We start from the raw sequence: 26,616 nt of genomic DNA, 5'->3' as shown, positions 1-26,616 counted from the left end.
ATCATGACGAGCGTAACTGATCATGAAACGGCACGGCCCAGGAAAATCCTGTTCTACCGGCATTCGATTGCCGTGCGGCTGACCCACTGGCTCAACGTCCTGTGCCTCAGCTTCCTCCTGATGAGCGGTTTGCAAATCTTCAATGCCCATCCCGATCTCTATTGGGGACAGTACGGCGCCGATGCCGATCATTCCTTCATCTCGATCGGTGCCGTCAGCGATGGCGACACGATCAAGGGCATCACCCGCGTCGGTTCGATTTCCATCCCGACGACAGGGGTTCTCGGCGCATCGACGGTCGAGGGCGAGCTGACGCCGCGTGCCTTTCCAAGCTGGATCACCATTCCGGGTTATCAGGATCTTGCATCCGGGCGGCGCTGGCATTTCTTTTTTGCCTGGTTCTTTGTCATCAACGGCTTCGTCTACCTGCTGTACGGCCTGATCGCCGGACATTTCCGCAGGGATATCGTGCCGACGAAGGACCAGTTGACGCCGCAGCATCTGGCGCATGAGATTGGCGAACATGCCCGCCTGCGCTTTCCCAAGGGCGAAGAGGCGCGGCGTTACAACAGCCTGCAGAAACTGACCTATATGGCGGTCATTTTCATCCTTCTGCCGCTGATGGTGCTGACCGGCCTCACCATGTCGCCGGGCTTCGATTCCATCTTCCCGTGGCTGCTCGATGTTTTCGGCGGACGCCAGTCGGCGCGCACCATTCACTTCATCACCGCATCGCTGCTCGTCGCCTTCGTCATCGTGCATCTGGTGATGGTGCTGGTATCCGGCGTCTGGAACAATCTGCGCTCGATGATCACCGGCTATTACGGCCTGACGGTCGAGACCGACAAGGAAACAGTGAAATGAAGTTCGAACTCTCACGCCGCCGTTTTCTCATCGGCTCCAGCGTTGCCGCGACCGGGCTTTTGACCGGGTGCGACGCTCTGGTGGAAAATGCCAGCGTCAACAATATCCTGCAGAAGGCCGAAGCCTTGACCATGGGCTCCCAGCGTCTCCTGCAGGCGCACGAACCATTGGCGCGCGAATTCACCGAGGCCGACCTGTCACCCATATTCAAGGCCAACGGCACGCAGATGCCGGACAGCGAAGACTATGCGAGGCTGATGGAGGGCAATTTCGCCGACTGGCGGCTGGTGGTCAACGGCATGGTGCGCACACCCCTCAGCCTGTCGCTGGCCGATCTGAAGGCGATGCCGTCACGCACGCAGATCACCCGGCATGATTGCGTTGAAGGCTGGAGCGCCATCGGCAAGTGGACCGGCGTTCCCCTCGGCCTTGTCCTGCAGAAGGCGGGCCTTGCCCCCGGCGCGCGCTATGCGGTGTTCTATTGTGCCGACGAGTACGAGAAATCACTGGATGGCAGCGGCCAGTATTACGAGAGCGTCGATCTCATCGATGCCTTCCATCCGCAGACCATCCTGTCGTACAGCATGAATGGCAAAGACCTTGAGGTGGCGCACGGTGCGCCCCTGCGGCTGCGGGTTGAACGGCAACTGGGTTACAAGCATGCCAAATATCTCATGCGGATTGAACTGGTCGATAATTTCAGGGGCCTGTGGGGCGGGAAGGGCGGTTTCTGGGAAGATCGCGGCTATGAATGGTATGCGGGTATCTGAGTGGTTTGACCGAGTTCAGGCAGCGGCGATGACCTCGATTTCGACGAGCCAGGCTTCGGACAATGTCTGGGCGGCAATGGTTGTCGTGGGGATCGTGCGGCCACCCAGCGCCGCCACCCGCGCATTCTGGTTGGCTTCGGCAAAGGCGGGATCGCGCAGGTAACTCGTCGTCCTGACGATATTGTCGACCGTCATCCCGGCGCTCGCAAGGATGGCCCGGATGTTGTTCCAGACGAGATCGAGCTGTTCGGCCAGGGTCGTGCCGGCTACGCCGTTCTGGTCGAGGCCCATGGTGCCGCTGATGTAGAGGAAGCGTTCCGGCTGCTGTACTTCCAGTGCATGGAGATAGTCCGGTGTTGCCGGATAAACGCCGTTCCGGGGATTGCGCGGGATCAGTTTCATGATCTCAGTTCCTTTCGTGGCACGTTGCGGGATGTCTTGGGCCGATGAGCCCCGGATTGCCGGTCGCTGTCGCTGGGGATGCGCAGCACGCCGGAAGGCAAGGCGGGTTTCTCGCTCTTCGACGGACCGGGGAAAAACTATCATGGCCGCACCTCATCGGAAATGGCCTGTTCCATTGAAAGTGCTGACGGGTACCCTCACATCCGTGGTAGAACACAAGGCGGAGAAGACCGGAGGAAAACACCATGGACATGAACGCCACATCTGCCGATGCCTTGGTGCCGACCCTCCATCGTCTGCGAACCGCATGGCTGGCGCACCGGCCCGATTACGCCCAGCGCCAGGACGATCTGAAACGCTTGCGTGCGGGGCTGAAGGACCGGCTCGAACCGATGGTCAAGGCGATCAGTGCGGATTTCGGCCATCGCTCACGTCATGAAAGCATGCTGGGCGAAGGCATGACCGTCTTTGGCGAGATCGACCACATGCTCGCGCATCTGAAATCCTGGATGAAGCCGCAGCGCCGTTCGGCCGGCTGGCACATGTGGCCGGCCAGGGCGGAAGTGCGTTATGTGCCGCTTGGGGTTGTGGGTGTCATCGCCCCGTGGAACTATCCGGTCAATCTGGCGCTGACGCCGCTTGCCACCGCCATCGCTGCCGGCAACCATGTTTACCTCAAACCGTCCGAACACACGCCGCGCACCAGCGAGTTCTTGCGGGAACTGCTCGCCGATGTCTTTCCGCCGGACCGCGTTGCCGTGGCGCTGGGCGGCGCCGATGTGGGCGGGGCGTTTGCCGGTCTGCCCTTCGATCACCTGCTGTTCACCGGCTCCACCGCCGTCGGCCGCAAGGTCATGGCATCGGCCGCCCCGAACCTGACGCCCGTCACCCTGGAACTCGGCGGAAAATCACCCGTATTCATTGGCGAGGACGCGCCCTTGGCCAAGGCGGTGACGCGCATTGTCACCGGCAAGCTCTACAATGCCGGCCAGACCTGCATCGCGCCGGACTATGCGCTGGTTCCGCTGGCGCGGCGCGATGAATTTGTCGAGGCCGTGCGGGCGGAGGTCAAGTCCCGCTATGCACAGCTCGATGCCAATCCAGACTACACCTATATCGTCAATGACGGGCAGTATCGCCGCCTGCGCGGCCTGCTTGACGATGCGCGGGCACGCGGGCTTGACGTGATGACGCTGGTGGAGCCGAAAGATGCGGCACGGGCGGAAACCGAGCGCCTGCTGCCGCCGACGCTGGTGCTCGATCCGGGCGATGACAGCAAGATCATGCAGGAGGAAATCTTCGGGCCGATCCTGCCGGTCAGGACCTATCGCAGCGCCGATGAGGCCATTGGTTATATCAATGGGCATGACCGGCCGCTGGCATTCTACTGTTTCAGCAATGACAAGGCGGAAACGGAAAAAATGCTGGCGAACATCGTGGCCGGCGGCGTCTGCGTAAACGAAACGCTGTTCCACAATGTCTGCAACGATCTGCCGTTCGGCGGCGTCGGGGCCAGCGGCATGGGCCATTATCACGGCCGCGAAGGCTTTCTGACCTTCAGCAAGATCATGCCGGTCCTGCATCAGGCCAGGATGCCGCTGACCGACCGGATCAAGCCGCCCTACAGGGGATTGGCAAACATGGTGGTCAGGCTTTTCGCACGCTGAAACTCACGGGAACAGCCGTGTCGATGACCTTCAGTACCGATGCTGGCTTCAAAGGTTTGCGGCGGTCGCTTCGCTCAGGCGTTTCCTCGGCCCGAAGATCAGGAAGCTGATCACTGCCAGAACCCAGACGCCGGCACCGCCATAGAGCATGATCAGGCCAAAACCGTGGATCAGGGCATCATGGACGAGCGTTCCGGCCGGGTCCAGAGCCGTGAGTTCCGGAAAGGTCTGCGGGAGGCTCGCAAAGTTTCCGGCGGCGATTTTTTCCGCCAGCAGGCGCAACCGGGACGGGTCGAACGACCCGGCAAAGACGCTTTTCAGATAAGACAGCGTGCCCTCCAGCAGGATAAAGCCCATCAGCGCGATATTGATGGCAAGCGTGATCAGCCGGGCACTCATGTCGATGCCTGAGGCCATGCCGGCGCGGGTGCTCGAGACCGAACCGGTGGTCGTGTTGGTAACGGGCGTATTGGTCAAACCCAGCCCGATTCCCGCCAGCAGGCAGCCGGGCAGCATGGTCAGCCAGCTTGCGTGGTCAACGCTGCTGCCAAAGCGCATCAGCATGAAGCCGAGGCCGATGGTGAACAGCCCAAGCGGAATGACGATGCCGGGCCGGTAGCGCAGCGAAAGGCGCTCCGCCAATGGCGGGGTGACCAAAGTAGGCAGCGTATAGGCCAGCAACGACAGTCCCGCCGCGACAATATCGTAGCCGAGGCCGCTCTGAAAATAGATCGGCAGGTAGATCATCAGCGGCCAGAAGCTGAAATTCATGCCGATGGAGCCGAGGATAGCCCCGGAAAAGTTGCGGATGCGGAAGACGGAAAAGTCGAACATGGGATGGGGGCTGCGTTTTTCCGCGACGATGAAGGCGATGAAGCTCGCCGCCGATGCGCCGATGATGGCCAAAGCGGTGATGCTGGTAAAGCCGAGATCGGGGCCCTGCGTGATGAAATAGGTCAGGCCGAAAACCGCCAGCGACAGGGTGGTGATGCCGAGGACATCCAGTTTTTTCGCTTCGGGATCACTGGATTCCTCGATGCTGCCGAAGACGAGAATCAATGTGAGGATGGTGAGGGGGACGTGGACCAGGAACACCCATTCCCAGCTGGTCAGCGCAACAATGATGCCGCCGATGATCGGCCCGAAACCAAGGCCGATGCCGAAGACAATCCCCCATATGCCGAAGGCCTTGCTGCGCTCGCGCCCTGCCTGAAACTGATGCGACAGAATGGCAATCTGGCAGATCAGCATCGCGCCGGCCGCAATGCCCTGGAGAAAGCGGCTGACGATCAGAATCGCGGCATCCTGCGCCAGCCCGCACACGAAGGATGTGATGGCAAACAGCACGAGGCTGATGACGAAGATGCGCTTGCGGCCATAGCGGTCAGCCAGCGTGCCGACCGCCATCAGCACGGTGGTGCAGGCAATGGTATAGGCGTTCATGATCCACTGCATGTCCTTCAGGGTGCCATGCAGAACCTTTTCCAGGGTTGGCAGAATCACCGGCACGCTCGAAATTTCGAGGCCGAACATGAGGGACGACAAACATATGGCAGCCAGCGCCACCATATTCTTGCGGGACGAGGAGAGCGACATGGATGGTTCTTTCCAAGGTTGCATCTGGCAATGGAACGCACCTTCGCCGGCACGCATGCGGTGTCGGTGAGTTCCGGGCCAAGTCGGGACGAAAAAGCATCGGACCGGCGGAATGACCGGTCCGATGTTCGCCGAAGCGAGTCATGCATCACCTTAGGTCAGTTCGTATCATGACAAAAATGATTTAATTTACTGGAATAAATTAGAAGTTGTCATTAATCTGCCGGCATGGATTTCGACCCCACACTGTTACGCGCCTTCGTGGCTGTCAAAGAGGCGGGAAGCTTTACCCGGGCGGCCCGACGGCTGAACCTGACACAATCGGCTGTCAGCCATCAGATCCGGCGGCTGGAGGAGCAGGTTGGCCGGTCGCTGCTCTACCGCACGACGCGCAGTGTCAGGCTGACGGAAGATGGCGACGATTTCCTGCGCTATGCCTGCCAGATCTTGCATTCGCTCGATGCCTTGACCCGCCGCTTTCAGGCATCGCCGGTGTCCGGCATCGTCCGCTTCGGCGTTCCTGAGAATTTCATCGGGGACCGGCTGCCGACATTGTTGTGCCAGTTTGCCCGCACCAATCCGGAGGTTCAGCTCGACGTGAATGTCAGCATGAGTCTCGATCTTCATGCGATGGTCAGGGCCAGCGAACTCGATCTGGCGGTCGTGCTGACATTGCCGGAGGCGGCCAACGGCAAAATTCTCAAGCAGACGGAGTTCGTCTGGGTGGCGGCCGAAACGTTCAAAGTGCCGCCGGGCACGTCATTGCCTTTCGCCTTCATCCCGGCTCCATGCCTCAACCGCAAGGTCGGCGTCGAAGCGCTGGACCGGACGTCGATCGATTGGCACGTCGTCTTCACGTCGGCGAGCATGCAGGGCATTCGCGCGGCCGTGCTGTCGGGGCTGGCAATGACCGTGATGACCCGGGATGACCTTGAACCGGGAATGAAGATCCTTGACGGCCAGTACGGCTTGCCGCCGCTGCCGACGGCGGTTTTCAGCCTGATCTGGAGCGAAGAGGGGCAGACGCCCGCCACCCGCGAATTCGGTCAGCTCGTCGTCGACATGCCGGAACAGGCGGCCGCGGCAAAACTGGTCAGGATCGGCTAAGGCCGTACACGCCTGCGTTTATTTTGCCGCCATCAGACCGGCGGCAACGATGAGCAGCCCGCCAGCGCCGCCTTCGACGATTCTCCGGCGCCGGTCGTTGAATCCGCCGCGTCCGGCCAATCGCCCGATGACCAGGCTGAGAATCACATAGACGATGGCGCACCAGAGGACGAAGACAGCCGACAGGGCAGCTGCCTGCAGCGCAATGCCGTTGCCCGGCCGGATGAACTGCGGCAGGATCGCAAAATAGATCATCATGCCTTTGGGATTGAGAAAGGCGGTGAGGAAACCGCGCTGGAGCTGCCGCCTCGCCGGTCTGGCGGCGACGGTCACCCGTCCGGCCTGCAATGCCGACGCGATGAGCTTGCAGGCGAGATACAGGAGATAGGCGATGCCGATCCAGCGCAGCGCTTCAAACAGCAGCGGCGACGCCGCCACGATGGCAGTGAGGCCGAGGGCGACGAGGGTGGAGTGGACGAGATAGCCAAGGCATACGCCGGCTGTCGCGCGCAGGCCCGCGGCGCGTCCGTCCGCAATCGCCTGCGATGCAACGAACAGCATGTCCGGTCCCGGTGTACAGATCAGCGGCAGTACGGTCGCCGTAAACAGCAATAGCGTGTGTATTTCCATGATTGGAACAGTACTGCACACGGCGCGCAATCGGATTGCAAAGATATCAGGATATGGTGTTTTACTGGCATAATTGCTGTATTCTATCGGAAATATTGGCAGGAAATTTCAATGATGCTGGATGAGATCGACAGGCGTATCCTTCGCGCGCTGCAGAAGGACGGGCGCATGCAGAATGTGGAACTTGCCAGGGAGGCCGGCCTGTCGCCGTCGCCCTGCCTGCGCCGCGTGCGGCTGCTGGAGGAGGCCGGTGTCATTGACCGCTATGTCGCCGTGCTCAATCCGGCCAAGGTCAATTTATCGCTTTCGCTGTTCGCGCGGGTGTGGCTGACGGCGCAGGATGCCGAAACGATCGATCATTTCATGGATGCGATGAAGAGACTGCCGCAGGTGGTGGAATGCTACATCATGTTGGGGGAGAGTGACGCGCTGCTGCGGGTTGTGGTCGCTGATCTTGACGACTACCGGCACTTTCAGGCCTCTCATCTGACGCGGATCAACGGCATCCAGAATGTCAAAACCGATGTGCCGAGCCAGATTGTGAAGCAGACCTATGCTCTGCCGCTCGATTGACCGGTAAAAAGCGGAAAACATGCGGCAAACCGCAATTCGCGCCGCACCGATCTGAAAACCGCCTTCTTTGGAAAGACAATGGTAGCGAAGGAGGGATTCGAACCCCCGACACAAGGATTATGATTCCTCTGCTCTAACCTACTGAGCTACTTCGCCCCATATGTCATGCGACCCGTGAACGGCTAGCCTGCAAGTGAGGACCGGGGGACGCGCTGTCAATTGACAGGGACGGGGCGGATATATGTGGGGAGCAACGGCCTGTCAAGCAATCTTCTCCGTATCGAAGACTTGTGTTCGTTTCTTCCTGCGGATAATGGATGCCGATATGAAAAAGGCTGAAAAGATGGCTCCACGGATTGCAGTGCTGGGTTGCGGCTATTGGGGCAGCAATCATATCCGGACATTGAAGAGTCTCGGGGCGCTGTTTGCAGTCTCCGACCAGAACACCGATCGCGCCGCCGGCTTCGCCGCGGAGCAGAATGTTCTGCACATTGAAGTCGACGATCTTTTCACCCATCCGGAGGTCGATGCCATCGTCATGGCCCTGCCGCCGCAATTTCATGCGGCTGCGGCGATTCGCGCCGTCACCAATGGCAAGGACGTCCTCGTCGAAAAGCCGATTGCCCTGACCGTTCCCGATGCGGAAGCCGCCGTGAAGGCCGCGCGCGACAACGGCCGCATCTTCATGGTCGGACACGTCCTGCGTTTTCATCCGGCATTCGAACGGCTTCTGGAGCTGATCAAGGCGGGCGATCTCGGCGATGTGCGTTATATCCATTCCCATCGGCTCGGTCTTGGAAAATTCCACACGGAAAACGATGCCCTCTGGGATCTGGCACCGCATGACCTGTCGATGATACTGGCCATCACCGGCACCGAACCTTTGGAAGTGCGCGGCGAGGGCGCGGCGGTGCTCGATCACCTCAGCGATTTCGCCCACCTGCACATGCGCTTTCCCAACAATATTCGCGGGCATCTTTTTGCCTCGCGGCTCAATCCCTATCGTGAGCGCAGGCTTACGGTGGTGGGAACCAAGGCCATGGCCGTCTTCGATGACATGGAGCAGTGGGACAAGAAGCTTGCCGTCTACAAGCATTCGATCTGGCAGGACAACGGCCAGTGGGCGTCGACGACGGAAGAGCCGACCTATGTCAAGATTGCGCAGGGCATGCCGCTGACCCGGGAATGCCAGAATTTCATCGACAGCATCAACACGCGCAGCGAGCCGGTCACCGATGGTGAGGAAGCGATTCGTGTCCTGCGGATTCTGACCGCCGGCACGGTTGCGCACGACAAGGCGAGCTGATCCGTTCGGCGGCCCCAAAAGTGCTGCAAGATTGCGCTCGGTGTAAAGCGTTGTTACAAGACCGGACAAACTTTGAACGACAACGTCTGGCAGACCTCCCACGGCCCTTCTAAAGAGTTGTCTTGACCGTTTTCCGCGACGGATTCGCGGAACAATTGATATTGGAGCAATGATGCAGTTCATCGATCTCGGCGCACAGCGTGAACGGATTAGCAGCAAGCTTGATGCGGCAATCGCCAAAGTGGTGCGTGAAGGCAAATATATTCTCGGACCGGAAGTTGCCGAGTTCGAAAAGCGTCTTGGCGCATATCTCGGTGTCGAGCATGTGGTTGCCTGTGCCAACGGCACGGATGCCCTGCAGATCCCGCTGATGGCACGCGGCATCGGTCCGGGCGATGCGGTGTTCTGCCCGAGCTTTACCTTCGCCGCCACCGCTGAAGTCGTGGCGCTTGTCGGAGCGGAACCGGTTTTCATCGATGTCGACGCCGATACCTACAACATCAATGTCGAGCAGCTGGAAGCGGCGATCAAGGCCGTCCTGGCGGAAGGCCGGTTGCAGCCAAAAGCCATCATCCCGGTCGATCTGTTCGGCCTCGCCGCCAACTACACCTCGGTATCGGCAATTGCCGACAAATACGGCCTGTTCGTCATCGAAGATGCGGCGCAGTCGATCGGCGGCAAGCGCGACAATGCGATGTGCGGTGCGTTCGGCCATGTCGGCGCGACCAGTTTCTACCCGGCAAAACCTCTGGGCTGCTATGGCGACGGCGGTGCCATGTTCACCAATGACGCGGCGCTGGCCGATCTGTTGCGCTCCATCCTGTTCCACGGCAAGGGCGAGACGCAGTATGACAATGTGCGCGTCGGCATGAATTCGCGCCTCGATACGATCCAGGCGGCGGTCCTCATTGAGAAGCTCGCCATTCTCGAAGACGAGATGGAAGCGCGGCAGATCGTGGCCAAGCGCTATGCCAACGGCCTCAAGGACGTGGTCAAGGTCGCCCTTATGCCGGAAGGCTCACGCTCGGCCTGGGCGCAATATGCCATCGAGACCGAGAACCGCGACGCGCTCAAGGCGCATCTGCAGGCCAACGGCATTCCTTCGGTGATCTATTATGTCAAGCCGCTGCATCTGCAGGAAGCCTATGCGCACTATATGCGCGCGCCGGGCGGCCTTGCCGTGTCGGAAACGCTGCCGAAGAACATCCTGTGTCTGCCGATGCATGCCTATCTGAGTGAGGCTGATCAGGACCGCATCATCGGAACCATTCGCGAGTTCAAGACCAAAAGCGCTGCCTAAGCGCTTTTGGGGCTACATCGCTGACAGAGGTTTGTGCGATCAGGCGACGGCCTGGCCCTGTTGTGCCAGGCGCTTGAGCATGGCTTCCGCCTGCGGAGCCCGTTCGGAGCGGCCGATGAAGCCGCCGCCATAGACACGGGCGGTGTTGCTGTCATCGGAATAGAGGACACAGGCCTGACCGGGGGCGATGCCGCTTTCGCCATCGACCAGCTCGACCCAGGTCTCGCCGTCGCGGTGGTGCAGGACAGCCGGGCGCGGCGGACGGGTCGAACGGACCTTGGCATAAACTTCAACGCCGCCTTCCGGAATGCTCTCGAGCGCATCATCCCCGAGCCAGTTGACGTTGCGCAGGAACACCTTGCGGGTTTCCAGCGCTTCGCGCGGACCGACGACCACACGTGCATTGGCCGCGTCGAGATGGACAACGTAGAGCGGGTCGCCCGTCGCCACGCCGATGCCGCGGCGCTGGCCGATGGTGTAGTGCACGATGCCCTCATGGCGACCAAGCACGCGTCCGTCGATGTGGACGATGTCGCCGGGATTGGCAGCCTCGGGCTTAAGCTTGGAAATAATGTCGGAATACTTGCCCTGCGGAACAAAGCAGATGTCCTGGCTGTCCTGCTTGTTGGCCACGGACAGGCCGAGCTCTTCGGCAATGGCGCGGGTTTCCGGCTTGGTCAGTGACCCCAGCGGGAAGCGCAGGTAGTCGATCTGTTCCTGCGTGGTTGCAAACAGGAAATAGCTCTGGTCCTTGTCCGTATCGACCGGGCGGTAGAGCGCGCGGTGCGCGCCATTGGCATGGCTGCGGATATAATGTCCGGTTGCGAGCGCATCGGCGCCGAGATCCCTGGCCGTCTGCAGGAGATCGGCAAACTTCACCGTCTGGTTGCAGGATACGCAGGGGATAGGCGTTTCGCCGCTGACATAGCTGTTGGCAAAGGGATCGATCACGGCCTCGCGGAAGCGCGCTTCGTAGTCCAGCACATAGTGCGGAATGCCAAGGCGCTCGGAGACGCGGCGCGCATCTTCGATATCCTGGCCGGCGCAGCAGGAGCCCGCGCGGTGGGTCGATGCACCGTGATCATAGAGCTGCAAGGTAACGCCGACGACATCATAACCCTGACGTTTGAGAATGCCCGCCACAACAGAAGAATCCACGCCGCCAGACATGGCGACGACGATACGTGTGTCTTCCGGCTTGCCCGGCAGATCGAGATTATTCAGTGTCATAAGCGGATCCGGTTCTTGCAGCGACATAACGGCGCAGGGATATTCAAGGCCCCTATATAGGTCAATTGACTCGATCTTGCCAACAGGAAGTGTCAGGCGGCGTATTTTTCTCACGCAAAGGTGAGCGATGCGTCGCCGTGGCCACGGCTGGTGATACCGGTCAAAGCCGGCAAAATGGTCATTTTCAACAATCTCCTGGAATTTGCAGAAGTTACCAGAGAATGACTCGCTGTTTAGGCAATTATTAAAGCCCTGCCTGTAATGTCGGCTGCGATAGGTCTTGAAGTTTAGTGTAGAGAGTACAATGACCGATCTTGTTCGACCGAGAGTAAAATATGTAATCGGCCCGGATGGCAGCCCGCTGACCATCGCCGATCTTCCGCCCGCCAATACGCGGCGTTGGGTTATTCGCCGCAAGGCTGAGGTGGTTGCCGCTGTGCGCGGTGGTCTTCTTAGTCTTGAGGAGGCTTGCCATCGCTATACATTGACGGTGGAAGAGTTCCTGTCCTGGCAGTCCTCGATCTCCGATCATGGCCTGGCTGGACTAAGAACAACCCGGATACAGCAATATCGTCATTAGATGATGTCGCCTTTGAGTTTGGCTGAGGCTGGTCGTTGAGACCAGCCTTTTCCTTTTCATGGGAAGCATGAACGCGATGCTGCCAAGATGTTCCGCTGAGCCACAAAACCTGATTTAACTGATCACGGATGACGGCAAGGCACTTCTTGCGTCAAGGAGACGTTGAATGGCAGACGATATCAAAATTACCAAGGAAGAAACCGCCAAGGGCGGACGCTATGTGACCGTCGTCTCGGGGCACGAGGCGGAGATGACGTTTTCCCGGGTGAATCCCGAACTGATCATCGTTGATCATACGGGTGTGCCGGATGCGCTGCGCGGCCAGGGCGTGGGGCAGGCGCTGGCGCTGCATGCGGTGGAAGATGCGAGGGCGGGGGGATGGAAGATCATTCCCCTATGCCCGTTCATGCGCGCCCAATCCCTGCGGCACAAGGATTGGGCCGATGTGGTGCGGCAGAGCTGAAACAGACGCGGCTGCCGTTACCGGTCAGCCGATCATGGCGCGTTTGTCGGCGACCGGCATGTCGTCGATATCGCGGACCTTGCCGTCGCGCTGTTCCAGCGCTTCGGCTTTCGCCAGTTCGGCTTCTGATTCGGCCAGTGCCGCCTCGGCATCGTCCTTCTGAGCCTTCAGATCACGGATCGAATCAAACAGATTGTCGCGACGCTGGCGCGCAGCCTTGGCGAATGTCGGGTAGGCAAAATGCGACGTGTCGGTAATGCCCGCCTTCTTTTCCTCGGACATAATCTGCGCGTCCAACTCAGCAGCCATGCGTTCGAATTCACCCATCATGAGATCAAGCTGGCCGAGCTGGCGGCGCTTTTCCTTGACCTGAAACAGTTTCAATCGAACCAAACCTTCATGCGACTTCATACTCACTACCCCCACAAAGCCGGTACGCAGACCCTTCAACAGGAGTCATCCGGCTGGCGTTTCACCCGAATCACTTCGGGAAAATGAAACAAAAACTTAAAGGTTGCCGCGTCTGGTAACCTTTCCTTTACGTTCAGCATTAATCATACGCCTTAAGACTTAAAGCTCGGTAAATCGAAGTCGGCCGTGTCCGGCTAAAAATTTATTGAGTCGAATGAATCGCTTAGGCGCAGAACCTGAAGCTTTGGCTGATGGTTTTTAGCCGGGTGACTCACCTTATGAATCAATGCGGTGCCTGTGATTTTTAACTTATGAGTCAAAGACACTTGCAAAGCGGAATTAGATTTTGTTAACCATTCGGTGGCAATCTTAACGTTATGGAAACGGCTTGTTTCGCGACCTGACTTCGGGATTGCACGGCAACCCATTTCAGCGGCGGGAAAAGGGGAATGATATGCGGGTTCTTTTAATCGAAGACGATAGTGCGACGGCCCAGAGCATCGAGTTGATGCTCAAGTCGGAAAGCTTCAATGTTTATACGACGGATCTGGGCGAAGAGGGTGTCGATCTCGGCAAACTCTACGACTACGATATCATCCTCCTCGACCTCAACCTGCCGGATATGTCCGGTTATGAAGTCCTGAGGACCCTGCGTCTGTCCAAGGTCAAAACGCCCATCCTCATCCTCTCCGGCATGGCCGGCATCGAGGACAAGGTGCGCGGCCTCGGTTTCGGCGCCGACGACTACATGACCAAGCCTTTCCACAAGGACGAACTGGTTGCCCGTATCCACGCGATCGTTCGCCGCTCGAAGGGCCATGCCCAGTCGGTCATCACCACGGGCGACCTGATCGTGAACCTCGATGCCAAGACGGTTGAAGTCACCGGCCAGCGCGTTCACCTCACCGGCAAGGAATACCAGATGCTGGAGCTGCTTTCGCTCCGCAAGGGGACGACGCTCACCAAGGAAATGTTCCTCAACCACCTCTATGGCGGTATGGATGAGCCTGAATTGAAGATCATCGACGTTTTCATCTGCAAGCTGCGCAAGAAGCTCGACAGTGCTTCCGGCGGTATCAACTACATCGAGACCGTCTGGGGCCGCGGCTACGTGCTGCGCGAGCCGGATGCGTCGGACATGCGCGAAATCGCCTGAGCCTTCGTCTCGGGTCATTCAAGCAAAAGGCTCCGTCACTGACGGAGCCTTTTTTGCGTTTTGCATGTTTGATGCGGGTCAAACGGCCATGTCCAGCTCGCGGCTGCGGCCAATGCGGGCCATCCATTCGAGATAATTCGGCTCGCGCTTGATCTGCCAGCCATAGTGGCGTCGCAGTTCATCGACCAGCTTGCCGTTCCGGCCCAGGAGATCATCCGCATACTGGATCATCAGGGAATTCGGCCAGGCCTGCGGACGTATCTGGCGCAGGCGCTCGAACAGCCGGGCCTCGGATTCATCGGGATAGGTCTGGGCGAGGAGGGAGAGCATGGCTGCCGTCGAGCGGGATATGCCCATGTGGCAATGGATCAGCAGGTGGCCTTCGGCGCCGTCCGCCTTTGATTCAGCCAGCGCCTTGCCGAAGTTCAGGATTTCCGCAACGTGTTGCGGCAGCGGCAGGATCTTGCCTTCATCGGCGTCGATGATGTCGTGAAAGTTCAGTGTCGTGCGGTGATGGGTGCCATAGGCCTGGAATGCCTCGAGCTCCGGCCAGTTCGGGTCGAGAATGGACAGGACATGGGTGACGGTGCGTCCGCTCTGGGCGGGCAGTTCGTCAATGCCGCAGATGGTCAGCGTGGAGATGGACAAAGGTTTCATGGGGAATCGGTAATCCTGATGCTTGTGTGGAGCCAACCGCATTGTGGAAGCGTTCCGCGGTGATGGCAAAGATTATCCGAGGTTTTCCGGCATATTTACGACGCGGACTGGCAGGGTCAATTCATCTGGGCTGCATCAGTTCGATGCGGTTGCCGAAGGGATCGTGGACGAAGCGCCGGTCGTATTTTTCCAGCGGCTGGTCTTCGGCAATGGCATAGCCCGCCGCTTCCAATGCGTGGACCAGCACAGCAAGATTGTCCGTCAACAGAGCGGGATGCGCTTTTTTCGCGGGAGAAAAATTCTGCTCGACGCCAAGATGAAGGCGGACGCTGCCGGTTTCAAACCAGCATCCGCCGCGCCCGGCGAGCGACGCGGGCTTGGGCACTTCGGGGATGCCGAGAAGGCCATCATAAAATTCGCGTGCCGCCTGTTCTTCGCCCGCGGGCATGGCCAGCTGGATGTGTTCAATTCCGGTTATCGCCATTTGTTCCTCCTGCTGTTCATCCGGTCTGCCCCATCCTTTGTCTGATGGCCGATCCGACGATCCTGGCGCCTTCGCGCAGTATGGATGGCGCCGCTGCGAATGTCAGCCTGAGATAGGGCCCGGGCGGATCGGCGGGAAACCATGCCCCTCCGGGGCTGACCGCGACGTTCCGGCGGGCAAGGTCGGCAGCAAGCGCGGCATCGGATATGTGATCCGGCAATTGCACCCAGAGATGCATGCCGCCCAGGGGTATCGCGATGTCCATGCCGGTGCCGGTTTCGGCACGAAGCGCGGCGACAAGTGTGTCGCGCCTTTCGATCAATGCATTCCTAGCCGCGGTCAAATGGCGTTTCCAGCCGGGGGATGTGACAATATTCAATGCTGCGGCCTGCAGAGGGCCGGAGACAAAGAAATCTTCGCTGCCGCGCGTGGCGCGCAACCGGGCCAAGGCCGCGCCGCGTGCCATGACTGCCGCTATGCGCAGGCCGGGTGCGGCGGATTTTGCCAGCGAGCGGATGTAGATGACATGGCCGTTGGGGTCCTGTGCCGCCAGCGGCGGGGGCGGCGGCGCACCAAGATACAGGTCGCGCGCCCAGTCATCCTCGATCAGAAACGCCCTGGCGCCGGCAATAACCTGCAGCACCTGCTTGCGGCGCAATGGCGAAAGCAGCGCCCCGGACGGGTTGGCAAATGTCGGCTGGCAATAAAACACGCGTGTGCCGGTTTCGCGCAATGCTGCTTCCAGCAAATCTGGCCGCACGCCATCCGCATCCCCCGGCACCGGCACCAGCGTGATGCCTGCTGCCCGCGCGGCCGCGATAACGCCGATATAGGTTGGCGCCTCGACAAGCAGCGTGCTGCCGGGAGCCAGCAGTGCCCGCAGGGTGCTGGCGATAGCCGCCTGTCCGCCGGAGCAGATAATGGCTTCATGCGGGGTAAATACATCGCCGTGACCGATCTCCCGGGCGAACCAGGCCCTCAGCACTTCCATGCCTTCAAAGGGCAGGCGATCCCAGAGCGCCGGATTTTTGGCGGCCTGTTTCAAGGCCGCGGACAGCAGCTCCCTCGCCTGCAGGTCGGGAGGCAGGTAGCCCATGCTCAGGGGTATGCTGCCGGGGGGCGGCAATGCCAGCAAATCCTGCATCGCTTCGCCGGTGCGGCGCCCGGCACCGAGCGCCACGGCCTGCCAGGAAAGATCGGACGCGGCGCCCGTCATTGGCCGCTGACGCACGAATGTCCCCTGGCCGGGGCGCGGATCGATCAGACCCTCGCCAGCCAGTCGGGCAAAAGCATTCTGCACAGTGGCAGGACTGACCCGGAATTTTTCTATCAGCTCGCGCACCGAGGGCAATTGCGCGCCCGGTACCGAGGCTGCAATCAGATCGCGCAGGGCTTGAGTGACGATGTGAAGGCTGTTATCACTTTTCATGAAAATATATGATAACGATATCCGCCAAAATTCGGAAACGCTTTTTGTGCCCGAGGCAGAGGTGCACCAGCGGGCCGGCGTTCCTTCCCTTGCGGACAAGGTGCCGGCTGGCGCCTTCGTTCCATTCCTGATCGGGGCTGTGATACTGGCCATTGCCTACGGCTCGAGTTTTTTGCTGGCCGATGTTTTGCGTGCCGCTGGCCGCGAGGCTGCCGAGGCCGGAAACATTGTCAGCATCGGGACAATCGCCACCTTGGCAGGCTGCGTAGGCGCAGGGCGGCTGGCCGAGCGCACCGGTATTCTGCCCCTGATCATCTGTTCCGCGGTGATGATGGCTTTCGCCATGGCCTGTTTTGCGGGTTTTGGATTGCTCGGGATCGGCGTCGCCTATGCGGGCGGTCTACTGCTCGGTCTCGGATGGTCCGTATTCTACATTCTGGCGCCTATTCAGCTTATCCATTGCCTGAAGCCGGCCGCGCGGCTGGAAGCGCTGACGCTGCTATCGGGGTCGCAAATGCTGGGCATCGGCCTGTCTGCGCCGCTCGGCCATTTCCTGGTTCAGGATCGTGGTCAATCCGCGCTGGTCTATGTGTGTTACGGGCTGTTCTGTCTTGTCGCGGCCGGCCTGATGATCTGGGCACAGCGGAAATTGAAGACGATCGCGCAATTGCCGATGACCGCCGTTGCCCTGACACTGCCGCTGGCAGCAGGCATTGCACGCGCAAGAACGGTTCTCCCCGTGCTCATGATCGGACTGTCTGCCTGCGTGTTCTCCGGGCTTTCGATGTTTCAGACGCTTTATGCGGAATCGCGTGGCCTGAATTCCGGGACATTTTTCCTGGCGTTCACCGTGACGACCGTGGCCCTGCGCTTTTCGGTTGCGTCACGGATCGGCAAGCTGCCGTTGGGAAAGCTGGTGTTGACGCTGTTCGCGCTCACGCTGGCGGGGCTGGTTCTGCTTGCGGTGAACGAGAAAAGCTCGGTGCTCTATATCGTCGCGACGGTGTTTTTTGCCACCGGTTATGGCCTGACCTACTCAACGTTGAACGCGATGATCGTGAATCTCGCGGATGAGCGGGGGCTGTCGGTGCCCGCCGCATCGCAAGTATTCACGATCAGTTATTTCATTGGGGCGTTCGGATTTCCCTATGTCGCTGGCGGCATCCTGCGCGGGCATGGCATCGATGCGACCCTGCTTCTGATGATGGGTATCGTGGTCATGAACATGATCGTGGCCATGACCCTTGTCCGCCGCCACTGATGTGCCTGAAAATCAGGTGGTCAGAATGACACTGCCCGTTGTTTTGCCCGCTTCCAGATCCGCCTGTGCCTTGGCTGCATCGCGCAGGTGATATTCCGCGCCTATCGGGCTGCTCAAGCCGTCCTGCAGGGCGGCGATGAGGGCTTTTGACCCGCGCTGGTAGAACGCCGGGTCGTTGACGGCAGCAATGACGCTTGGGCGCATGACCGCAGTATTGCCCAGGTCTTCGACGCGGACCGGCGGCACCGGGCCTGCCGGCTGGCCGATGGAGCCTAGAATGCCGAAGGGCCGGATTGTCTTCAACGTTTCCATGAAGATCGATCCGCCGATACCGTCGACGGCGAGGTGGACACCCTTGTTGTCGGAGATGCGGCGGACGTCACTGGCCCAGTCGCCTGATTTGTACAGCAGCACCTCATCGGCGCCCGCCGCCTTTGCGGCTGCGATTTTGCCTTCCGACCCGACTGTACCGATGACATTGGCTCCCAAACGCTTCGCCCAGCGCGAGACCAGCTGGCCCACGCCGCCTGCCGCCGCGTGAACCAGCACCCATTCGCCCGGCCTGACAGAGCGAACCTCGTGCAGAAGCATGTAAGCCGTCAGGCCGCGCAACAATGTGCTTGCGGCGACGCGATCCGAAACCGCATCCGGCAGCTTGATCAGGCGTGACTGCGGAATCAGCCGCACTTCAGCGTAGCCGCCGAGCGGCATGCCGGCATAGGCAACCCGATCTCCGGGCTGGAGATGGGTGACGTTTTCCCCGATGGCGTCGACAATGCCCGCCCCCTCGAGGCCAAGCACGGCGGGCAGGCTTGGCGGCGAATAGAGACCGCTGCGGAAATAGATATCGACAAAATTGACGCCGATAACCGTTTGCCGGATGCGCACCTCATCCGGCCCCGGATCGCCAACACCGACCTCCCTTGCCCGCAATACTTCAGGGCCGCCGGGGCCGGTCATTTCGATCGTCAGTGCCATGATGTTCTCCTTTTGAACAAGGGCATTCGAACACATCACGGAATGTGAGAAAATTCTGTGTTTTGTCTCCATACATGTGCAATAATTCACCAATGATCGATTGGCAGGATTTGCACTACTTTTCCGTTCTGACCCGGACAGGGTCGCTGTCCGCCGCCGCCCGCGCGCTTGGCGTCGACCATGCGACGATCGGGCGGCGCGTCGCATCGCTCGAACAGGCGCTTGCGCTGCGTCTCGTCGACCGCTTGCCGCGCCGTTCGCCTTTGACGGCGGAGGGAAAGGCGATTGCCGAACTTGTCGAAGACATGGCGCGGCTGACACAATCCATTGAACGGCGTGCCCGAGGCTTGTCACTCTCGCCGGTCACAACGGTGCGCATCAGCGCACCGCCGGCGGTTGCGGCAAGGCTGATTGCACCGCGCGTGGTGGAGTTTCACCGCGAACACCCGGACATAACCCTGGCGCTTGCGGGGGCGACGCAGAACGCCGCGCTTGATCGCAGCGAGGCCGATCTTGCCGTCCGCATGGCGCGGCCTGTGGAGAAGGATCTGCTCATCCGGCGGATCGGGGCCATGCGCTTCGGGCTCTATGCCACGCGCGAGCAGGCTGCCCAGCCGCCGGAAGCGCTGGCGTTCATCGCCTATGATGCAACGCTGGATCACGTGGCCCAGCAGGTCTGGCTGCGCTCGATCCTCGCCGGACGCCCGATCATCTTTCAGGCCAGCGATCTCTTCGGCCAGCAGGAAGCGGCGCGTGCCGGTCTGGGGGCGGCTGTCCTTCCCTGCTTCATGGGGGACAATGATGCGATGCTGGTCAAACTGCCGGTCAAGGAGCTGCCGCCAGTCCGCGATCTCTGGCTGACGGCCTATCCGGATATCGGCCGCTCGCCCGTCATGCGGACGGTGATGACCTTCCTCGCCGATATCATCGGCAGGGAGTGTCCGGTCAGAATACCGTGACGACCGGATTTTACCCGACGGACGTCGACGGCAGGATTTCCGAGATGGACTCCCGGTTGAAGGGTTTCAGGAGATAACCATATGCCCCGGCCCGTTTGGCCCGCATGATCTTGGTCACATCGATTTCGGCAAGGCAGAGGTAAATCCGGCTTTCCTTGCCGCCGGGCAGGGCGCGAATCTGGCTGATGATGTCGACGGACGGCATATCCGGCAGTGCGCAGTCCAGAATGATGATGTCAGGCATTTCTACGCTGCAGGCCGAAACCGTTTGAAAGCCCGTGTCGGCTGTGGTCACGACAACGCTGTCGCTTGCGAGCAGACGCGTCGCAACTTTCCTGACCACCGGCGCTCCATCAACGACCATACAACGTAACACGTGCCAACTCCCCCCGGAATCACTGCGACATTGCAGCTGCTTCAACGGAGACTATCAGGCCGATTGTGAAGAAATGGCCAAGGCGGATGGTAAATTTTTACCGCCTCAGACCGCCGAGAACACGATCTCTTCCGGTGTGGCGTGGATGGAGATCGTCATTCCGGCCTCCTGCGCCAGCAGCAGCGTGTAGTAAGGCTGCACCGCATGGGCGTCGATCGGCTCTTCCGGCGTCTTGCCGCTGTGCAGTTCAAGGAATTTCGGCGGAACCCGCAGCATCGGGCCGCGCGATGTCAGGACGAAGCGCGGTTCGGTTTCCGGCGTCTCCAGCGCAACATTCAGCGTGCCGCCGCGCGGCAGGGCCGCATTGGCGATCAGCACGAGATTGAGCAGCAGCTTGACCTTGTTCTTGGGCAGCAGGACGCGGTTGCCGGTCCAGGTGAATTCGGCTTTCTCGCCCTTCATATATTCATTGGCCACGTTCTGGGCATCGCCCGTATCGATCTGGACACCGGCCGATCCGGCGGCGCCGAAGGCAATGCGCGCAAACTGCAGGCGGGCCGAGGCGCTGCGCGCGCTCGACTTGATGAGGTTCATCGCATCTTCGTCGGCGCCGCCTTCTTCCAGAAGTTCCAGCCCGTTGTTGATCGCGCCCACCGGCGAAATGATGTCATGGCAGATGCGGCTGCTCAGGAGGGCTCCGAGGTCCGTTGCCGAGAGAATTACGGGCAATGTCATGAGAGAAACTCCTAAGGATTTGGCTGACGGTTGGAATCTGCGTATTGGGGTTATGCCGAATCAGATGTTCATGCCGAATCACTCTGATGGCTGCTGCATTTGGATACATAGCTCGGTCCGGATCGGCAAGAACGACGTCAACGATACCGGTAGATGCTGAATTCCTTATCTTTTTCCCGTCCCCGGCAAGCCATTGAAATGCCAAGATCGATTCATAAACTTTTATACAAGGTTTAGACCTTTAAATGGTGCTTCAATTACAAGGCGAACACAAGATTCGCATCTGGCGTCGGACAAAGAAGCGAACAGCCAAAAGGAATTATGATGGCGTCTCTATTCTTGTCTATGAACCGTTTTTTCCTCCTGATCCTGACGATGGTGTCACTGGTTGTCGCACAGCCGCATGCGGCCAATGCAGCGCAGGACCAGTTCTCCATGGACGAGATCGTCAATTCGGGGCAGAGATTCTTCGGATCGACGTCCGGTGGTTTGGCATCGGCGGTCGAGAAGATTTTCCAGAGCTACGGTCTGCCGAACGGCTATATCCTGGGTGAAGAGGGATCGGGCGCCATCATCGGGGGCCTCACCTATGGCGAGGGCACGCTTTATACAAAAAATGCCGGAGATCACAAAAGTTTCTGGCAGGGTCCATCGATCGGATGGGACTTCGGCGGCCAGGGTTCCCGTGTCATGATGCTCGTCTATAATCTCGACGATATACAAAATCTCTATGGCCGCTTTGTCGGCGTCGCAGGTTCAGCCTATCTCTTCGCAGGTGTCGGCTTCAATGTGCTCAAACGCAATCAGGTCTTGCTGGTCCCGATACGCACCGGCGTTGGCGCGCGGCTCGGCGTGAATGTCGGTTATCTCAAGATCACCCAGTCTCCGACCTGGAACCCGTTTTGATCTTTCTTCTTTGCTGACGTTTGGGCAAGACGCGGAAGCCGTTCCGCGTCTTTGCCGTTTGATGCCGGACCGGCATTGTGCCAGATTTGAAGCAGAGGACTTTCCGCTCTATCCTCTGCGCGATCTTCCAACAGGACCCTTATCGTGATCCAGACCGCACTTTATCTCGCCCTCGGATTTTTGAGTGCCGTCCTGCTGGTGCTGATCTTCGCACCTCCGGTCTGGCGCCGCGCCATGCTGCTGACACGCAGGCGCGTCGAAGCGGAGACACCGCTGACGCTCAACGAAATCCAGGCGCAGCGCGACGGTCTGCGGGCAGAGCACGCCGTGAGTGAGCGCAAGCTGGAAATGACCCTTGCGGGCATCAAGGAGAAATCGGCGCAGCAACTGCTGACGTTCAGCGAGAAGGAGCGGCAGGTCCGCCTGCTCTCGGCCGATCTCGCCGCACGGGATGCAACCATCGCTGAATTGCAGGCATCCCTTGCGCAACGCGACCAGGCACTGGAAAAATCGGCCGGGGAACTTGGCGGTACCGTGCAAACCCTCGAGCAGCGTTCGGCAGAGCTTGAACTCCTGCATCGCCGTCTGAACAGCACGGAGACGAAAGCCGACAGCCTGCAGATCGATGTGGCGGCACAGACCACCCGTATCGAGAACCTTTCGGACGAGCTGAAGGACGCGCGCCGGGCCAAGCGGGACAGCGAAGAACAGAAACACAAGCTGGAAACCGAGCTCAAGGCATTGCAGCATTCGCTCGAACAGGAAACAAAGCGCGGCAATAGCGCGGAAACACGGGCAAGCGAACTGGTGACGAAATTATCGGACAACGAGGCCAAGCTTTTGAGGCGGGAAAAGGAAGTCGAGCGCCTTAACGAGCGGCTGCGCAGCATCATCGCCGAAGGCCGTAAGCAGGGCGTTGCTGCGGACCATGCGCCGCGCGGCAAGCAGGCGCTTGTGCAGGCGGAGGAAAGCAAACGGTTGCGCGAGGAGATGAATGCGCTGGCGTCCCAGGTGGTCGCCATGGTTGCCCGGCTCGAGGGTCCGTCCTCCCAGGTGAACAAGCTCCTGGCAACCGCGGGCGGTGATGTCTCGGCGGCCTATGACGAGAACGGCGAGGCAATCATCAGCCTGGCTGATCGCATCCGCGCGCTGCAAAAGGCAGCTTCTCCGGTGGAATCAAATGCCGGAGAACCGGCTAAACCGTGACAGCGCTATGCCTGAGGCCGTGGCCACGTTCAGGCTGTCGAATGTTTCGGACATCGGGATTCTGATCGTCTTCAGCGTCTGCATCAGGGCTTTCGGCAGGCCTTCGCCCTCGGTTCCCAACAGCAGCGCCGTGCGCGATCCCGGTTGTGCGGCATAGAGACTTTCCGTGCCGGATGGGCTGAGCGCGTAAATGTCGAATCTGGCTTGCTGCAATTTGGCGACGAGATCGTCGATCGAGCCCTCCCGCGCGAATGGAACCTTAAGCGCGGCACCCACCGAGACACGGATCGCCTTGCGGTAGAGCGGATCGCAGCTGGTTTCATCCATCAGGATGCAATCGGCTTCGAATGCCGCGGCATTGCGAAAGATCGATCCCATATTGTCATGGTTGGATATGCCGCAGAGCACCACGGCAAGCGAGGCTGCCGGCAGGGCATCGATCAGCTGGTCGGCTGAACGGGGGGCGCTGCGCCGGCCGACGGCAAGTATGCCGCGATGCATGGGAAAACCGGCAATCGCATCCATGACGGCGCGCGATACGCAATAGACCGGCACGTCGTCCGGGCAGAGGGCTATCTGCTGCGCGAGGCCGGCAAGCCGGTTTTCCAGGACCAGAAGCGACTCGACCGCGAACGCGGCATTGGCAAGCAGCACGTTGAGCACAACCTTGCCCTCGGCAATGAAACGGCCTTCCCGCCCAACCAGATCGCGCTCGCGGACGTTGCGATAAGGGCCGAGCCGCCCGTCGTCGGCGTCATCGATGCGCGTGATGCGGTGTTCCAGCCAGCCTTCATCCTGTCGCAGCATCGTGTCAGACCGTTTCGCCTGCAGAGGCCAGGCCTGCCCGCGCTTCACCGGCCATGCGCACCAGGCTCATATGCATGTCCCTGGCCGAGGTCAGGGGTGCCGGAAACCAGATGCGCTGGACATCGTCGCCATCGGCGATATCGAAACCATCGGCGTCAATTCCGGTCATGCGCCAGTTGCCTGCCGGGGCTTTGGCAAAGAAGCGGGCGTAGAGCGATATGGCGTTGGCATGATCGGCGTTCATGTGCTCGACCGCGGATTTTTCCGCCGCCGCCAGCTCGTCATTGGCGGGATTGCTGGTGAGCAAATCCTCAGCGGTCAAGTGATAGGCCTTGCCGAAGCCGCCATTGAGGCTGGCACCCGTGGGCTCCAGCCGGAAGAAACGGAAATCACCCAATCCGGCATAGAGCTTTGCCTTGGGCTGGTGCGAGAGGTAGCGCCATTCAATACGGGCGTGTTCCGCCGCGTCGCGGGCAATTTCCCTAGCCCGGGCAAACACCGTCACACGCGGATGGACAAGAGGATCGCCCTTGCCGGTCTCGCCGGCAAGCAGGGAGCAGCGCGGATCGGCGAGCAAAGCGGGGGTGTGGGCGGAGAGGGCAGAGACCAGAATGACCGGCGTTCCGTCATGGTCGGTGGAGAGGCCGACGCGGGTGGCGATCGGACCGCCTGTCGCGGGATCGAGCGTCGCGATGACGGCATGGCGCGCCTTGCGAATCAATGTCTGCGCGAGCCTGACGGCTTCGGCATCGGTCTCGCGCAGTACCTCTTTTTTCTGGGTCACAGCTCATCCCTCGCATTGCTGGTCTCGTGGTGCTGGGCGAGAGATAAGGACTTGGCGGGTGCCCGGCAAGCCATTTTCACGGGGGAGGAATTAAGCGGCGATGGACCGGTTATCGTTGAGGCCCACATCGTTCATGCAATCGGCAAGCAGGTCGAGATCGACCGGTCCGATCGTGCACAGCACGGGCGCAAACTCCTCGGCCGGTACCTCAAGCGCCATCAACTCGACGAGCGCTTCCATCAGTGCTTCACGCGTGTCATACCTTGCGGAATAGTGGGGCATGATTCTGTCTTTCGAGCCGGATCAGTTGCGTAAACCTTACTTCAAATACGGTAAACAAATTCTTAATTTTGCCATTTTTAGAAATTTTTTGCTTCTTTTGTGAATAAAATAACGTCATGATTTCAAACAGATGGTAGATTGTGATCACCCATTAGCTATATCTGCCATTGTTTGGCCCCAAATGACCTCAATCTGTGGGCAACTTCACCAGCAGGAAAAACAGCGATGAGAATTGCTTCGTGATCGGCGCAAGGAAGTGGAAAACCCCCTCGATTGTGGGTGTCATTGCCGCCATTGGCCTCGTCAGTGGGTGTACCACACAGAATGCCCAGCATGCCGGTAAGGTGAAGGCAAATCTGACAAGCAGCAATACCACCGTCTCCAAGACGTCGACCTATGCCTATACGCCGAAGGACAAGGAATGCCTGGAACGGGCAATGTTCTTCGAGTCCAACCGCTCGAGCAAGGATGGCCTGCTCGCGGTGGGTACCGTGGTGATGAACCGTCTCGATTCCGGTAAATATGCCAATACGATTTGCGGCGTGGTGGGCGAGAAGGGACAGTTTGCTCCCGGCGTTCTTTCGCGGCCTATGCAGTCGGCGGCACTTCCGGATGTACAGCAGGCGGCGGATGCCGTGCTCAAGGGCCAGCGCCATCCCAAGGTCAAGGAAGCGATGTTCTTCCACACGGCCGGTCTGCGTTTCCCCTATCGCAACATGCACTATACGGTTGTTGCCGGTGGTAACGCTTTTTACGAGAAGCGCGACAGGTACAATTCGCCGGATCTGGGCAACAAGGTTGCCAGTGTTGCCATTGCGAATGCCTATATCGCCAGCATGAAAAATACCAACCCGGCGTCGGTCAACAACATCATGGTTGCCAGCGCGCAGCCGACGATGACAACCGCGACATCCGGGCGTGTGACCAACCAGCCTTTTGCCGTGGCACAGGTACAGCCGGCGCATGCGGCGGCTCCGCAGCAGCTTGCTTTTGCCAATGTCGCCGTGCCGGTTGATCCGCCAGCACCGGCCATGGTTTTCACGGCGCCCGCACAGGCACCGGCAAAGACGGCAGCCATTCCGCAGAATGCGGAGCAGGCAGTGCTTGCCTTTGAAGCGCCGAAGAGCAAGTCGGTCGATGCCATCGGGCAGATGCTGCTCGCGCAGGACCGTCCGGGCTTCACAAACTAGACAGGCATGGAATTTGGCTCCGGCGTCGCCCAGGCGGCGCCGGTTACGATTCGTCTACGGCACGAGATAGTGCTGTGCCCACTCGCTGTGGGGAACCATCTGTCCAATCGCATATTGAAACGTCAGCACGGTCATGTGATCGGGCGAGGTCGTGCACGTGTAGGAGAGGTGGTACCATTCACCCTTGCTGCGGAAGGCTGCACCGGTGGACTGGATCTTGTCGCCGGTCACCAGGGGTTCCTTGAAGGCATAGGCGACGAGTTCGTCGGGCACCAGCTTGACCGGATCGTGGTGGATACGCTCCATGGCTTCGAGATCGCAGCGCTGTTCCAGCCGGGTCTCGGGACTCAATCCTTCCAGCTCTTCGGCCTCGGTTGAATCCATGGCTCTGGCTGAGCCCATCATGGCTGCCGTCGCCAAAAGCATGGCCAGAACTGATTTCATCGATGCCGGGCTCTCCGAAAATGGGCAGAAGGACAATGGTCCGTGTCCGGATGCATGGCCGGT

Annotated in this window: 30 protein-coding genes and 1 tRNA gene; 15 read left to right on the top strand and 16 right to left on the bottom strand. The window is 59.9% G+C overall.

The window, feature by feature from the left end:
* Positions 1-3 precede the first annotated feature (3 nt).
* Together AC1Q5O_RS10865 and AC1Q5O_RS10860 are read left to right on the top strand one after the other, a co-directional pair.
* Positions 4-864: a cytochrome b/b6 domain-containing protein gene (locus AC1Q5O_RS10865; protein ID WP_346307678.1), complete on the top strand. Its 861-nt coding sequence runs from the start codon at positions 4-6 to the stop codon at positions 862-864.
* On the top strand, positions 861-1,634 hold the full coding sequence (locus AC1Q5O_RS10860; protein WP_492562888.1) for a molybdopterin-binding protein: 774 nt from the start codon (positions 861-863) through the stop codon (positions 1,632-1,634). The genes AC1Q5O_RS10865 and AC1Q5O_RS10860 overlap by 4 nt, the downstream gene beginning before the upstream one ends.
* Before the next feature lie 15 nt (positions 1,635-1,649).
* Here AC1Q5O_RS10860 and AC1Q5O_RS10855 read toward each other — a convergent pair whose 3' ends face one another.
* A complete protein-coding gene (locus tag AC1Q5O_RS10855; protein WP_223612508.1) occupies positions 1,650-2,036 on the bottom strand; it encodes a RidA family protein in 387 nt (128 codons plus the stop codon).
* A 245-nt stretch (positions 2,037-2,281) separates the two neighbouring features.
* Here AC1Q5O_RS10855 and AC1Q5O_RS10850 point away from each other — a divergent pair, with 245 nt between their 5' ends.
* Entirely contained in the window at positions 2,282-3,703 is a 1,422-nt protein-coding gene (locus AC1Q5O_RS10850; protein ID WP_492562885.1) for a coniferyl aldehyde dehydrogenase, read from the top strand.
* Between the two features lie 48 nt (positions 3,704-3,751).
* Here AC1Q5O_RS10850 and AC1Q5O_RS10845 read toward each other — a convergent pair whose 3' ends face one another.
* Entirely contained in the window at positions 3,752-5,299 is a 1,548-nt protein-coding gene (locus AC1Q5O_RS10845) for an MFS transporter (RefSeq protein ID WP_492562883.1), read from the bottom strand.
* Positions 5,300-5,527: 228 nt separating this feature from the next.
* Here AC1Q5O_RS10845 and AC1Q5O_RS10840 point away from each other — a divergent pair, with 228 nt between their 5' ends.
* Positions 5,528-6,406: a LysR family transcriptional regulator gene (locus tag AC1Q5O_RS10840; protein WP_492562881.1), complete on the top strand. Its 879-nt coding sequence runs from the start codon at positions 5,528-5,530 to the stop codon at positions 6,404-6,406.
* Positions 6,407-6,424: 18 nt separating this feature from the next.
* Here the strand turns inward: AC1Q5O_RS10840 and AC1Q5O_RS10835 are convergent, their stop codons facing one another.
* Complete coding sequence (locus AC1Q5O_RS10835; protein ID WP_492562879.1) at positions 6,425-7,036, bottom strand: LysE family translocator; 612 nt, start codon at positions 7,034-7,036, stop codon at positions 6,425-6,427.
* A 111-nt stretch (positions 7,037-7,147) separates the two neighbouring features.
* Between AC1Q5O_RS10835 and AC1Q5O_RS10830 the strand changes: the two genes are divergently transcribed.
* Complete coding sequence (locus tag AC1Q5O_RS10830) at positions 7,148-7,609, top strand: Lrp/AsnC family transcriptional regulator (RefSeq protein WP_492562877.1); 462 nt, start codon at positions 7,148-7,150, stop codon at positions 7,607-7,609.
* Between the two features lie 79 nt (positions 7,610-7,688).
* Here AC1Q5O_RS10830 and AC1Q5O_RS10825 read toward each other — a convergent pair.
* Positions 7,689-7,765 (bottom strand) — tRNA-Met (locus tag AC1Q5O_RS10825).
* Positions 7,766-7,952: 187 nt separating this feature from the next.
* Between AC1Q5O_RS10825 and AC1Q5O_RS10820 the strand changes: the two genes are divergently transcribed.
* Both AC1Q5O_RS10820 and AC1Q5O_RS10815 read left to right on the top strand, forming a co-directional pair.
* Positions 7,953-8,915, top strand: a complete 963-nt coding sequence (locus tag AC1Q5O_RS10820) for a Gfo/Idh/MocA family protein (protein WP_223613445.1) — start codon at positions 7,953-7,955, stop codon at positions 8,913-8,915.
* A 172-nt stretch (positions 8,916-9,087) separates the two neighbouring features.
* Positions 9,088-10,215, top strand: a complete 1,128-nt coding sequence (locus AC1Q5O_RS10815; RefSeq protein ID WP_403183988.1) for a DegT/DnrJ/EryC1/StrS family aminotransferase — start codon at positions 9,088-9,090, stop codon at positions 10,213-10,215.
* Positions 10,216-10,254: 39 nt separating this feature from the next.
* Here AC1Q5O_RS10815 and mnmA read toward each other — a convergent pair whose 3' ends face one another.
* Positions 10,255-11,445, bottom strand: a complete 1,191-nt coding sequence (mnmA, locus tag AC1Q5O_RS10810) for a tRNA 2-thiouridine(34) synthase MnmA (protein WP_463013307.1) — start codon at positions 11,443-11,445, stop codon at positions 10,255-10,257.
* 304 nt (positions 11,446-11,749) lie between these two features.
* Between mnmA and sciP the strand changes: the two genes are divergently transcribed.
* Positions 11,750-12,025, top strand: coding sequence for a CtrA inhibitor SciP (gene sciP / locus AC1Q5O_RS10805; protein WP_091878079.1), 276 nt, complete (start codon positions 11,750-11,752; stop codon positions 12,023-12,025).
* A gap of 166 nt (positions 12,026-12,191) precedes the next feature.
* Entirely contained in the window at positions 12,192-12,488 is a 297-nt protein-coding gene (locus tag AC1Q5O_RS10800) for an N-acetyltransferase (protein WP_229489984.1), read from the top strand.
* A 24-nt stretch (positions 12,489-12,512) separates the two neighbouring features.
* Here the strand turns inward: AC1Q5O_RS10800 and AC1Q5O_RS10795 are convergent, their stop codons facing one another.
* Positions 12,513-12,899: a flagellar export protein FliJ gene (locus tag AC1Q5O_RS10795; RefSeq protein ID WP_105731965.1), complete on the bottom strand. Its 387-nt coding sequence runs from the start codon at positions 12,897-12,899 to the stop codon at positions 12,513-12,515.
* A 454-nt stretch (positions 12,900-13,353) separates the two neighbouring features.
* Here AC1Q5O_RS10795 and ctrA point away from each other — a divergent pair, with 454 nt between their 5' ends.
* A complete protein-coding gene (gene ctrA, locus AC1Q5O_RS10790; protein ID WP_223612517.1) occupies positions 13,354-14,055 on the top strand; it encodes a response regulator transcription factor CtrA in 702 nt (233 codons plus the stop codon).
* 78 nt (positions 14,056-14,133) lie between these two features.
* Here the strand turns inward: ctrA and AC1Q5O_RS10785 are convergent, their stop codons facing one another.
* From AC1Q5O_RS10785 to AC1Q5O_RS10775, 3 genes are all read right to left on the bottom strand, one after another.
* A complete protein-coding gene (locus AC1Q5O_RS10785; protein ID WP_492562870.1) occupies positions 14,134-14,712 on the bottom strand; it encodes a tyrosine phosphatase family protein in 579 nt (192 codons plus the stop codon).
* 121 nt (positions 14,713-14,833) lie between these two features.
* A complete protein-coding gene (locus AC1Q5O_RS10780) occupies positions 14,834-15,196 on the bottom strand; it encodes a VOC family protein (RefSeq protein WP_492562869.1) in 363 nt (120 codons plus the stop codon).
* A 16-nt stretch (positions 15,197-15,212) separates the two neighbouring features.
* On the bottom strand, positions 15,213-16,625 hold the full coding sequence (locus AC1Q5O_RS10775; RefSeq protein WP_492562867.1) for an aminotransferase-like domain-containing protein: 1,413 nt from the start codon (positions 16,623-16,625) through the stop codon (positions 15,213-15,215).
* 46 nt (positions 16,626-16,671) lie between these two features.
* Between AC1Q5O_RS10775 and AC1Q5O_RS10770 the strand changes: the two genes are divergently transcribed.
* Complete coding sequence (locus tag AC1Q5O_RS10770; RefSeq protein ID WP_492562865.1) at positions 16,672-17,886, top strand: MFS transporter; 1,215 nt, start codon at positions 16,672-16,674, stop codon at positions 17,884-17,886.
* Positions 17,887-17,898: 12 nt separating this feature from the next.
* Here AC1Q5O_RS10770 and AC1Q5O_RS10765 read toward each other — a convergent pair whose 3' ends face one another.
* Entirely contained in the window at positions 17,899-18,864 is a 966-nt protein-coding gene (locus AC1Q5O_RS10765; protein WP_492562863.1) for a quinone oxidoreductase family protein, read from the bottom strand.
* 92 nt (positions 18,865-18,956) lie between these two features.
* Between AC1Q5O_RS10765 and AC1Q5O_RS10760 the strand changes: the two genes are divergently transcribed.
* The gene (locus AC1Q5O_RS10760; protein WP_492562861.1) at positions 18,957-19,823 is read left to right on the top strand and encodes a LysR family transcriptional regulator; all 867 of its coding nucleotides are present in this window, start codon (positions 18,957-18,959) and stop codon (positions 19,821-19,823) included.
* Between the two features lie 10 nt (positions 19,824-19,833).
* On the opposite strand, the gene AC1Q5O_RS10755 is transcribed toward AC1Q5O_RS10760, so the two are convergent.
* Positions 19,834-20,187, bottom strand: coding sequence for a response regulator (locus AC1Q5O_RS10755; RefSeq protein ID WP_226904627.1), 354 nt, complete (start codon positions 20,185-20,187; stop codon positions 19,834-19,836).
* 117 nt (positions 20,188-20,304) lie between these two features.
* Positions 20,305-20,934: a histidine phosphotransferase ChpT gene (gene chpT, locus AC1Q5O_RS10750; RefSeq protein WP_223612525.1), complete on the bottom strand. Its 630-nt coding sequence runs from the start codon at positions 20,932-20,934 to the stop codon at positions 20,305-20,307.
* Between the two features lie 321 nt (positions 20,935-21,255).
* On the opposite strand from chpT, the gene AC1Q5O_RS10745 reads away from it, so the two are divergent.
* Both AC1Q5O_RS10745 and AC1Q5O_RS10740 read left to right on the top strand, forming a co-directional pair.
* Complete coding sequence (locus AC1Q5O_RS10745; RefSeq protein ID WP_374042697.1) at positions 21,256-21,840, top strand: DUF1134 domain-containing protein; 585 nt, start codon at positions 21,256-21,258, stop codon at positions 21,838-21,840.
* Between the two features lie 144 nt (positions 21,841-21,984).
* Positions 21,985-23,046 carry a hypothetical protein gene (locus AC1Q5O_RS10740; protein WP_492562857.1) on the top strand — a complete coding sequence of 354 codons (1,062 nt, stop codon included), beginning with the start codon at positions 21,985-21,987 and terminating at the stop codon, positions 23,044-23,046.
* Here AC1Q5O_RS10740 and AC1Q5O_RS10735 read toward each other — a convergent pair.
* From AC1Q5O_RS10735 to AC1Q5O_RS10725, 3 genes are all read right to left on the bottom strand, one after another.
* The gene (locus tag AC1Q5O_RS10735; protein WP_492562855.1) at positions 23,017-23,853 is read right to left on the bottom strand and encodes a TrmH family RNA methyltransferase; all 837 of its coding nucleotides are present in this window, start codon (positions 23,851-23,853) and stop codon (positions 23,017-23,019) included. The genes AC1Q5O_RS10740 and AC1Q5O_RS10735 overlap by 30 nt on opposite strands.
* A 4-nt stretch (positions 23,854-23,857) precedes the next feature.
* Positions 23,858-24,637 (bottom strand): HugZ family pyridoxamine 5'-phosphate oxidase, encoded by a 780-nt coding sequence (locus AC1Q5O_RS10730; RefSeq protein WP_492562852.1) that lies wholly within the window; start codon positions 24,635-24,637, stop codon positions 23,858-23,860.
* Between the two features lie 90 nt (positions 24,638-24,727).
* Positions 24,728-24,919: a hypothetical protein gene (locus AC1Q5O_RS10725; RefSeq protein ID WP_223612529.1), complete on the bottom strand. Its 192-nt coding sequence runs from the start codon at positions 24,917-24,919 to the stop codon at positions 24,728-24,730.
* A 239-nt stretch (positions 24,920-25,158) separates the two neighbouring features.
* On the opposite strand from AC1Q5O_RS10725, the gene AC1Q5O_RS10720 reads away from it, so the two are divergent.
* Positions 25,159-26,109, top strand: a complete 951-nt coding sequence (locus tag AC1Q5O_RS10720; protein WP_492562850.1) for a cell wall hydrolase — start codon at positions 25,159-25,161, stop codon at positions 26,107-26,109.
* 54 nt (positions 26,110-26,163) lie between these two features.
* Here the strand turns inward: AC1Q5O_RS10720 and AC1Q5O_RS10715 are convergent, their stop codons facing one another.
* Positions 26,164-26,553 carry a DUF930 domain-containing protein gene (locus AC1Q5O_RS10715; RefSeq protein ID WP_223612531.1) on the bottom strand — a complete coding sequence of 130 codons (390 nt, stop codon included), beginning with the start codon at positions 26,551-26,553 and terminating at the stop codon, positions 26,164-26,166.
* Positions 26,554-26,616: the final 63 nt, after the last annotated feature.

The sequence above is a fragment of the Phyllobacterium sp. MT110 genome, assembly GCF_058792715.1.
This window is presented reverse-complemented; position numbering and strand designations above follow the sequence as displayed.

Bases quoted from the DNA above. Each gene is read 5' to 3' on its own strand.
- AC1Q5O_RS10865 (WP_346307678.1), top strand. From the start codon at position 4: ATGACGAGCGTAACTGATCATGAAACGGCACGGCCCAGGAAAATCCTG.
- AC1Q5O_RS10860 (WP_492562888.1), top strand. From the start codon at position 861: ATGAAGTTCGAACTCTCACGCCGCCGTTTTCTCATCGGCTCCAGCGTT.
- AC1Q5O_RS10855 (WP_223612508.1), bottom strand. From the start codon at position 2,036: ATGAAACTGATCCCGCGCAATCCCCGGAACGGCGTTTATCCGGCAACA.
- AC1Q5O_RS10850 (WP_492562885.1), top strand. From the start codon at position 2,282: ATGGACATGAACGCCACATCTGCCGATGCCTTGGTGCCGACCCTCCAT.
- AC1Q5O_RS10845 (WP_492562883.1), bottom strand. From the start codon at position 5,299: ATGTCGCTCTCCTCGTCCCGCAAGAATATGGTGGCGCTGGCTGCCATA.
- AC1Q5O_RS10840 (WP_492562881.1), top strand. From the start codon at position 5,528: ATGGATTTCGACCCCACACTGTTACGCGCCTTCGTGGCTGTCAAAGAG.
- AC1Q5O_RS10835 (WP_492562879.1), bottom strand. From the start codon at position 7,036: ATGGAAATACACACGCTATTGCTGTTTACGGCGACCGTACTGCCGCTG.
- AC1Q5O_RS10830 (WP_492562877.1), top strand. From the start codon at position 7,148: ATGATGCTGGATGAGATCGACAGGCGTATCCTTCGCGCGCTGCAGAAG.
- AC1Q5O_RS10820 (WP_223613445.1), top strand. From the start codon at position 7,953: ATGGCTCCACGGATTGCAGTGCTGGGTTGCGGCTATTGGGGCAGCAAT.
- AC1Q5O_RS10815 (WP_403183988.1), top strand. From the start codon at position 9,088: ATGCAGTTCATCGATCTCGGCGCACAGCGTGAACGGATTAGCAGCAAG.
- mnmA (WP_463013307.1), bottom strand. From the start codon at position 11,445: ATGACACTGAATAATCTCGATCTGCCGGGCAAGCCGGAAGACACACGT.
- sciP (WP_091878079.1), top strand. From the start codon at position 11,750: ATGACCGATCTTGTTCGACCGAGAGTAAAATATGTAATCGGCCCGGAT.
- AC1Q5O_RS10800 (WP_229489984.1), top strand. From the start codon at position 12,192: ATGGCAGACGATATCAAAATTACCAAGGAAGAAACCGCCAAGGGCGGA.
- AC1Q5O_RS10795 (WP_105731965.1), bottom strand. From the start codon at position 12,899: ATGAAGTCGCATGAAGGTTTGGTTCGATTGAAACTGTTTCAGGTCAAG.
- ctrA (WP_223612517.1), top strand. From the start codon at position 13,354: ATGCGGGTTCTTTTAATCGAAGACGATAGTGCGACGGCCCAGAGCATC.
- AC1Q5O_RS10785 (WP_492562870.1), bottom strand. From the start codon at position 14,712: ATGAAACCTTTGTCCATCTCCACGCTGACCATCTGCGGCATTGACGAA.
- AC1Q5O_RS10780 (WP_492562869.1), bottom strand. From the start codon at position 15,196: ATGGCGATAACCGGAATTGAACACATCCAGCTGGCCATGCCCGCGGGC.
- AC1Q5O_RS10775 (WP_492562867.1), bottom strand. From the start codon at position 16,625: ATGAAAAGTGATAACAGCCTTCACATCGTCACTCAAGCCCTGCGCGAT.
- AC1Q5O_RS10765 (WP_492562863.1), bottom strand. From the start codon at position 18,864: ATGGCACTGACGATCGAAATGACCGGCCCCGGCGGCCCTGAAGTATTG.
- AC1Q5O_RS10760 (WP_492562861.1), top strand. From the start codon at position 18,957: ATGATCGATTGGCAGGATTTGCACTACTTTTCCGTTCTGACCCGGACA.
- AC1Q5O_RS10755 (WP_226904627.1), bottom strand. From the start codon at position 20,187: ATGGTCGTTGATGGAGCGCCGGTGGTCAGGAAAGTTGCGACGCGTCTG.
- chpT (WP_223612525.1), bottom strand. From the start codon at position 20,934: ATGACATTGCCCGTAATTCTCTCGGCAACGGACCTCGGAGCCCTCCTG.
- AC1Q5O_RS10745 (WP_374042697.1), top strand. From the start codon at position 21,256: ATGATGGCGTCTCTATTCTTGTCTATGAACCGTTTTTTCCTCCTGATC.
- AC1Q5O_RS10735 (WP_492562855.1), bottom strand. From the start codon at position 23,853: ATGCTGCGACAGGATGAAGGCTGGCTGGAACACCGCATCACGCGCATC.
- AC1Q5O_RS10725 (WP_223612529.1), bottom strand. From the start codon at position 24,919: ATGCCCCACTATTCCGCAAGGTATGACACGCGTGAAGCACTGATGGAA.
- AC1Q5O_RS10715 (WP_223612531.1), bottom strand. From the start codon at position 26,553: ATGAAATCAGTTCTGGCCATGCTTTTGGCGACGGCAGCCATGATGGGC.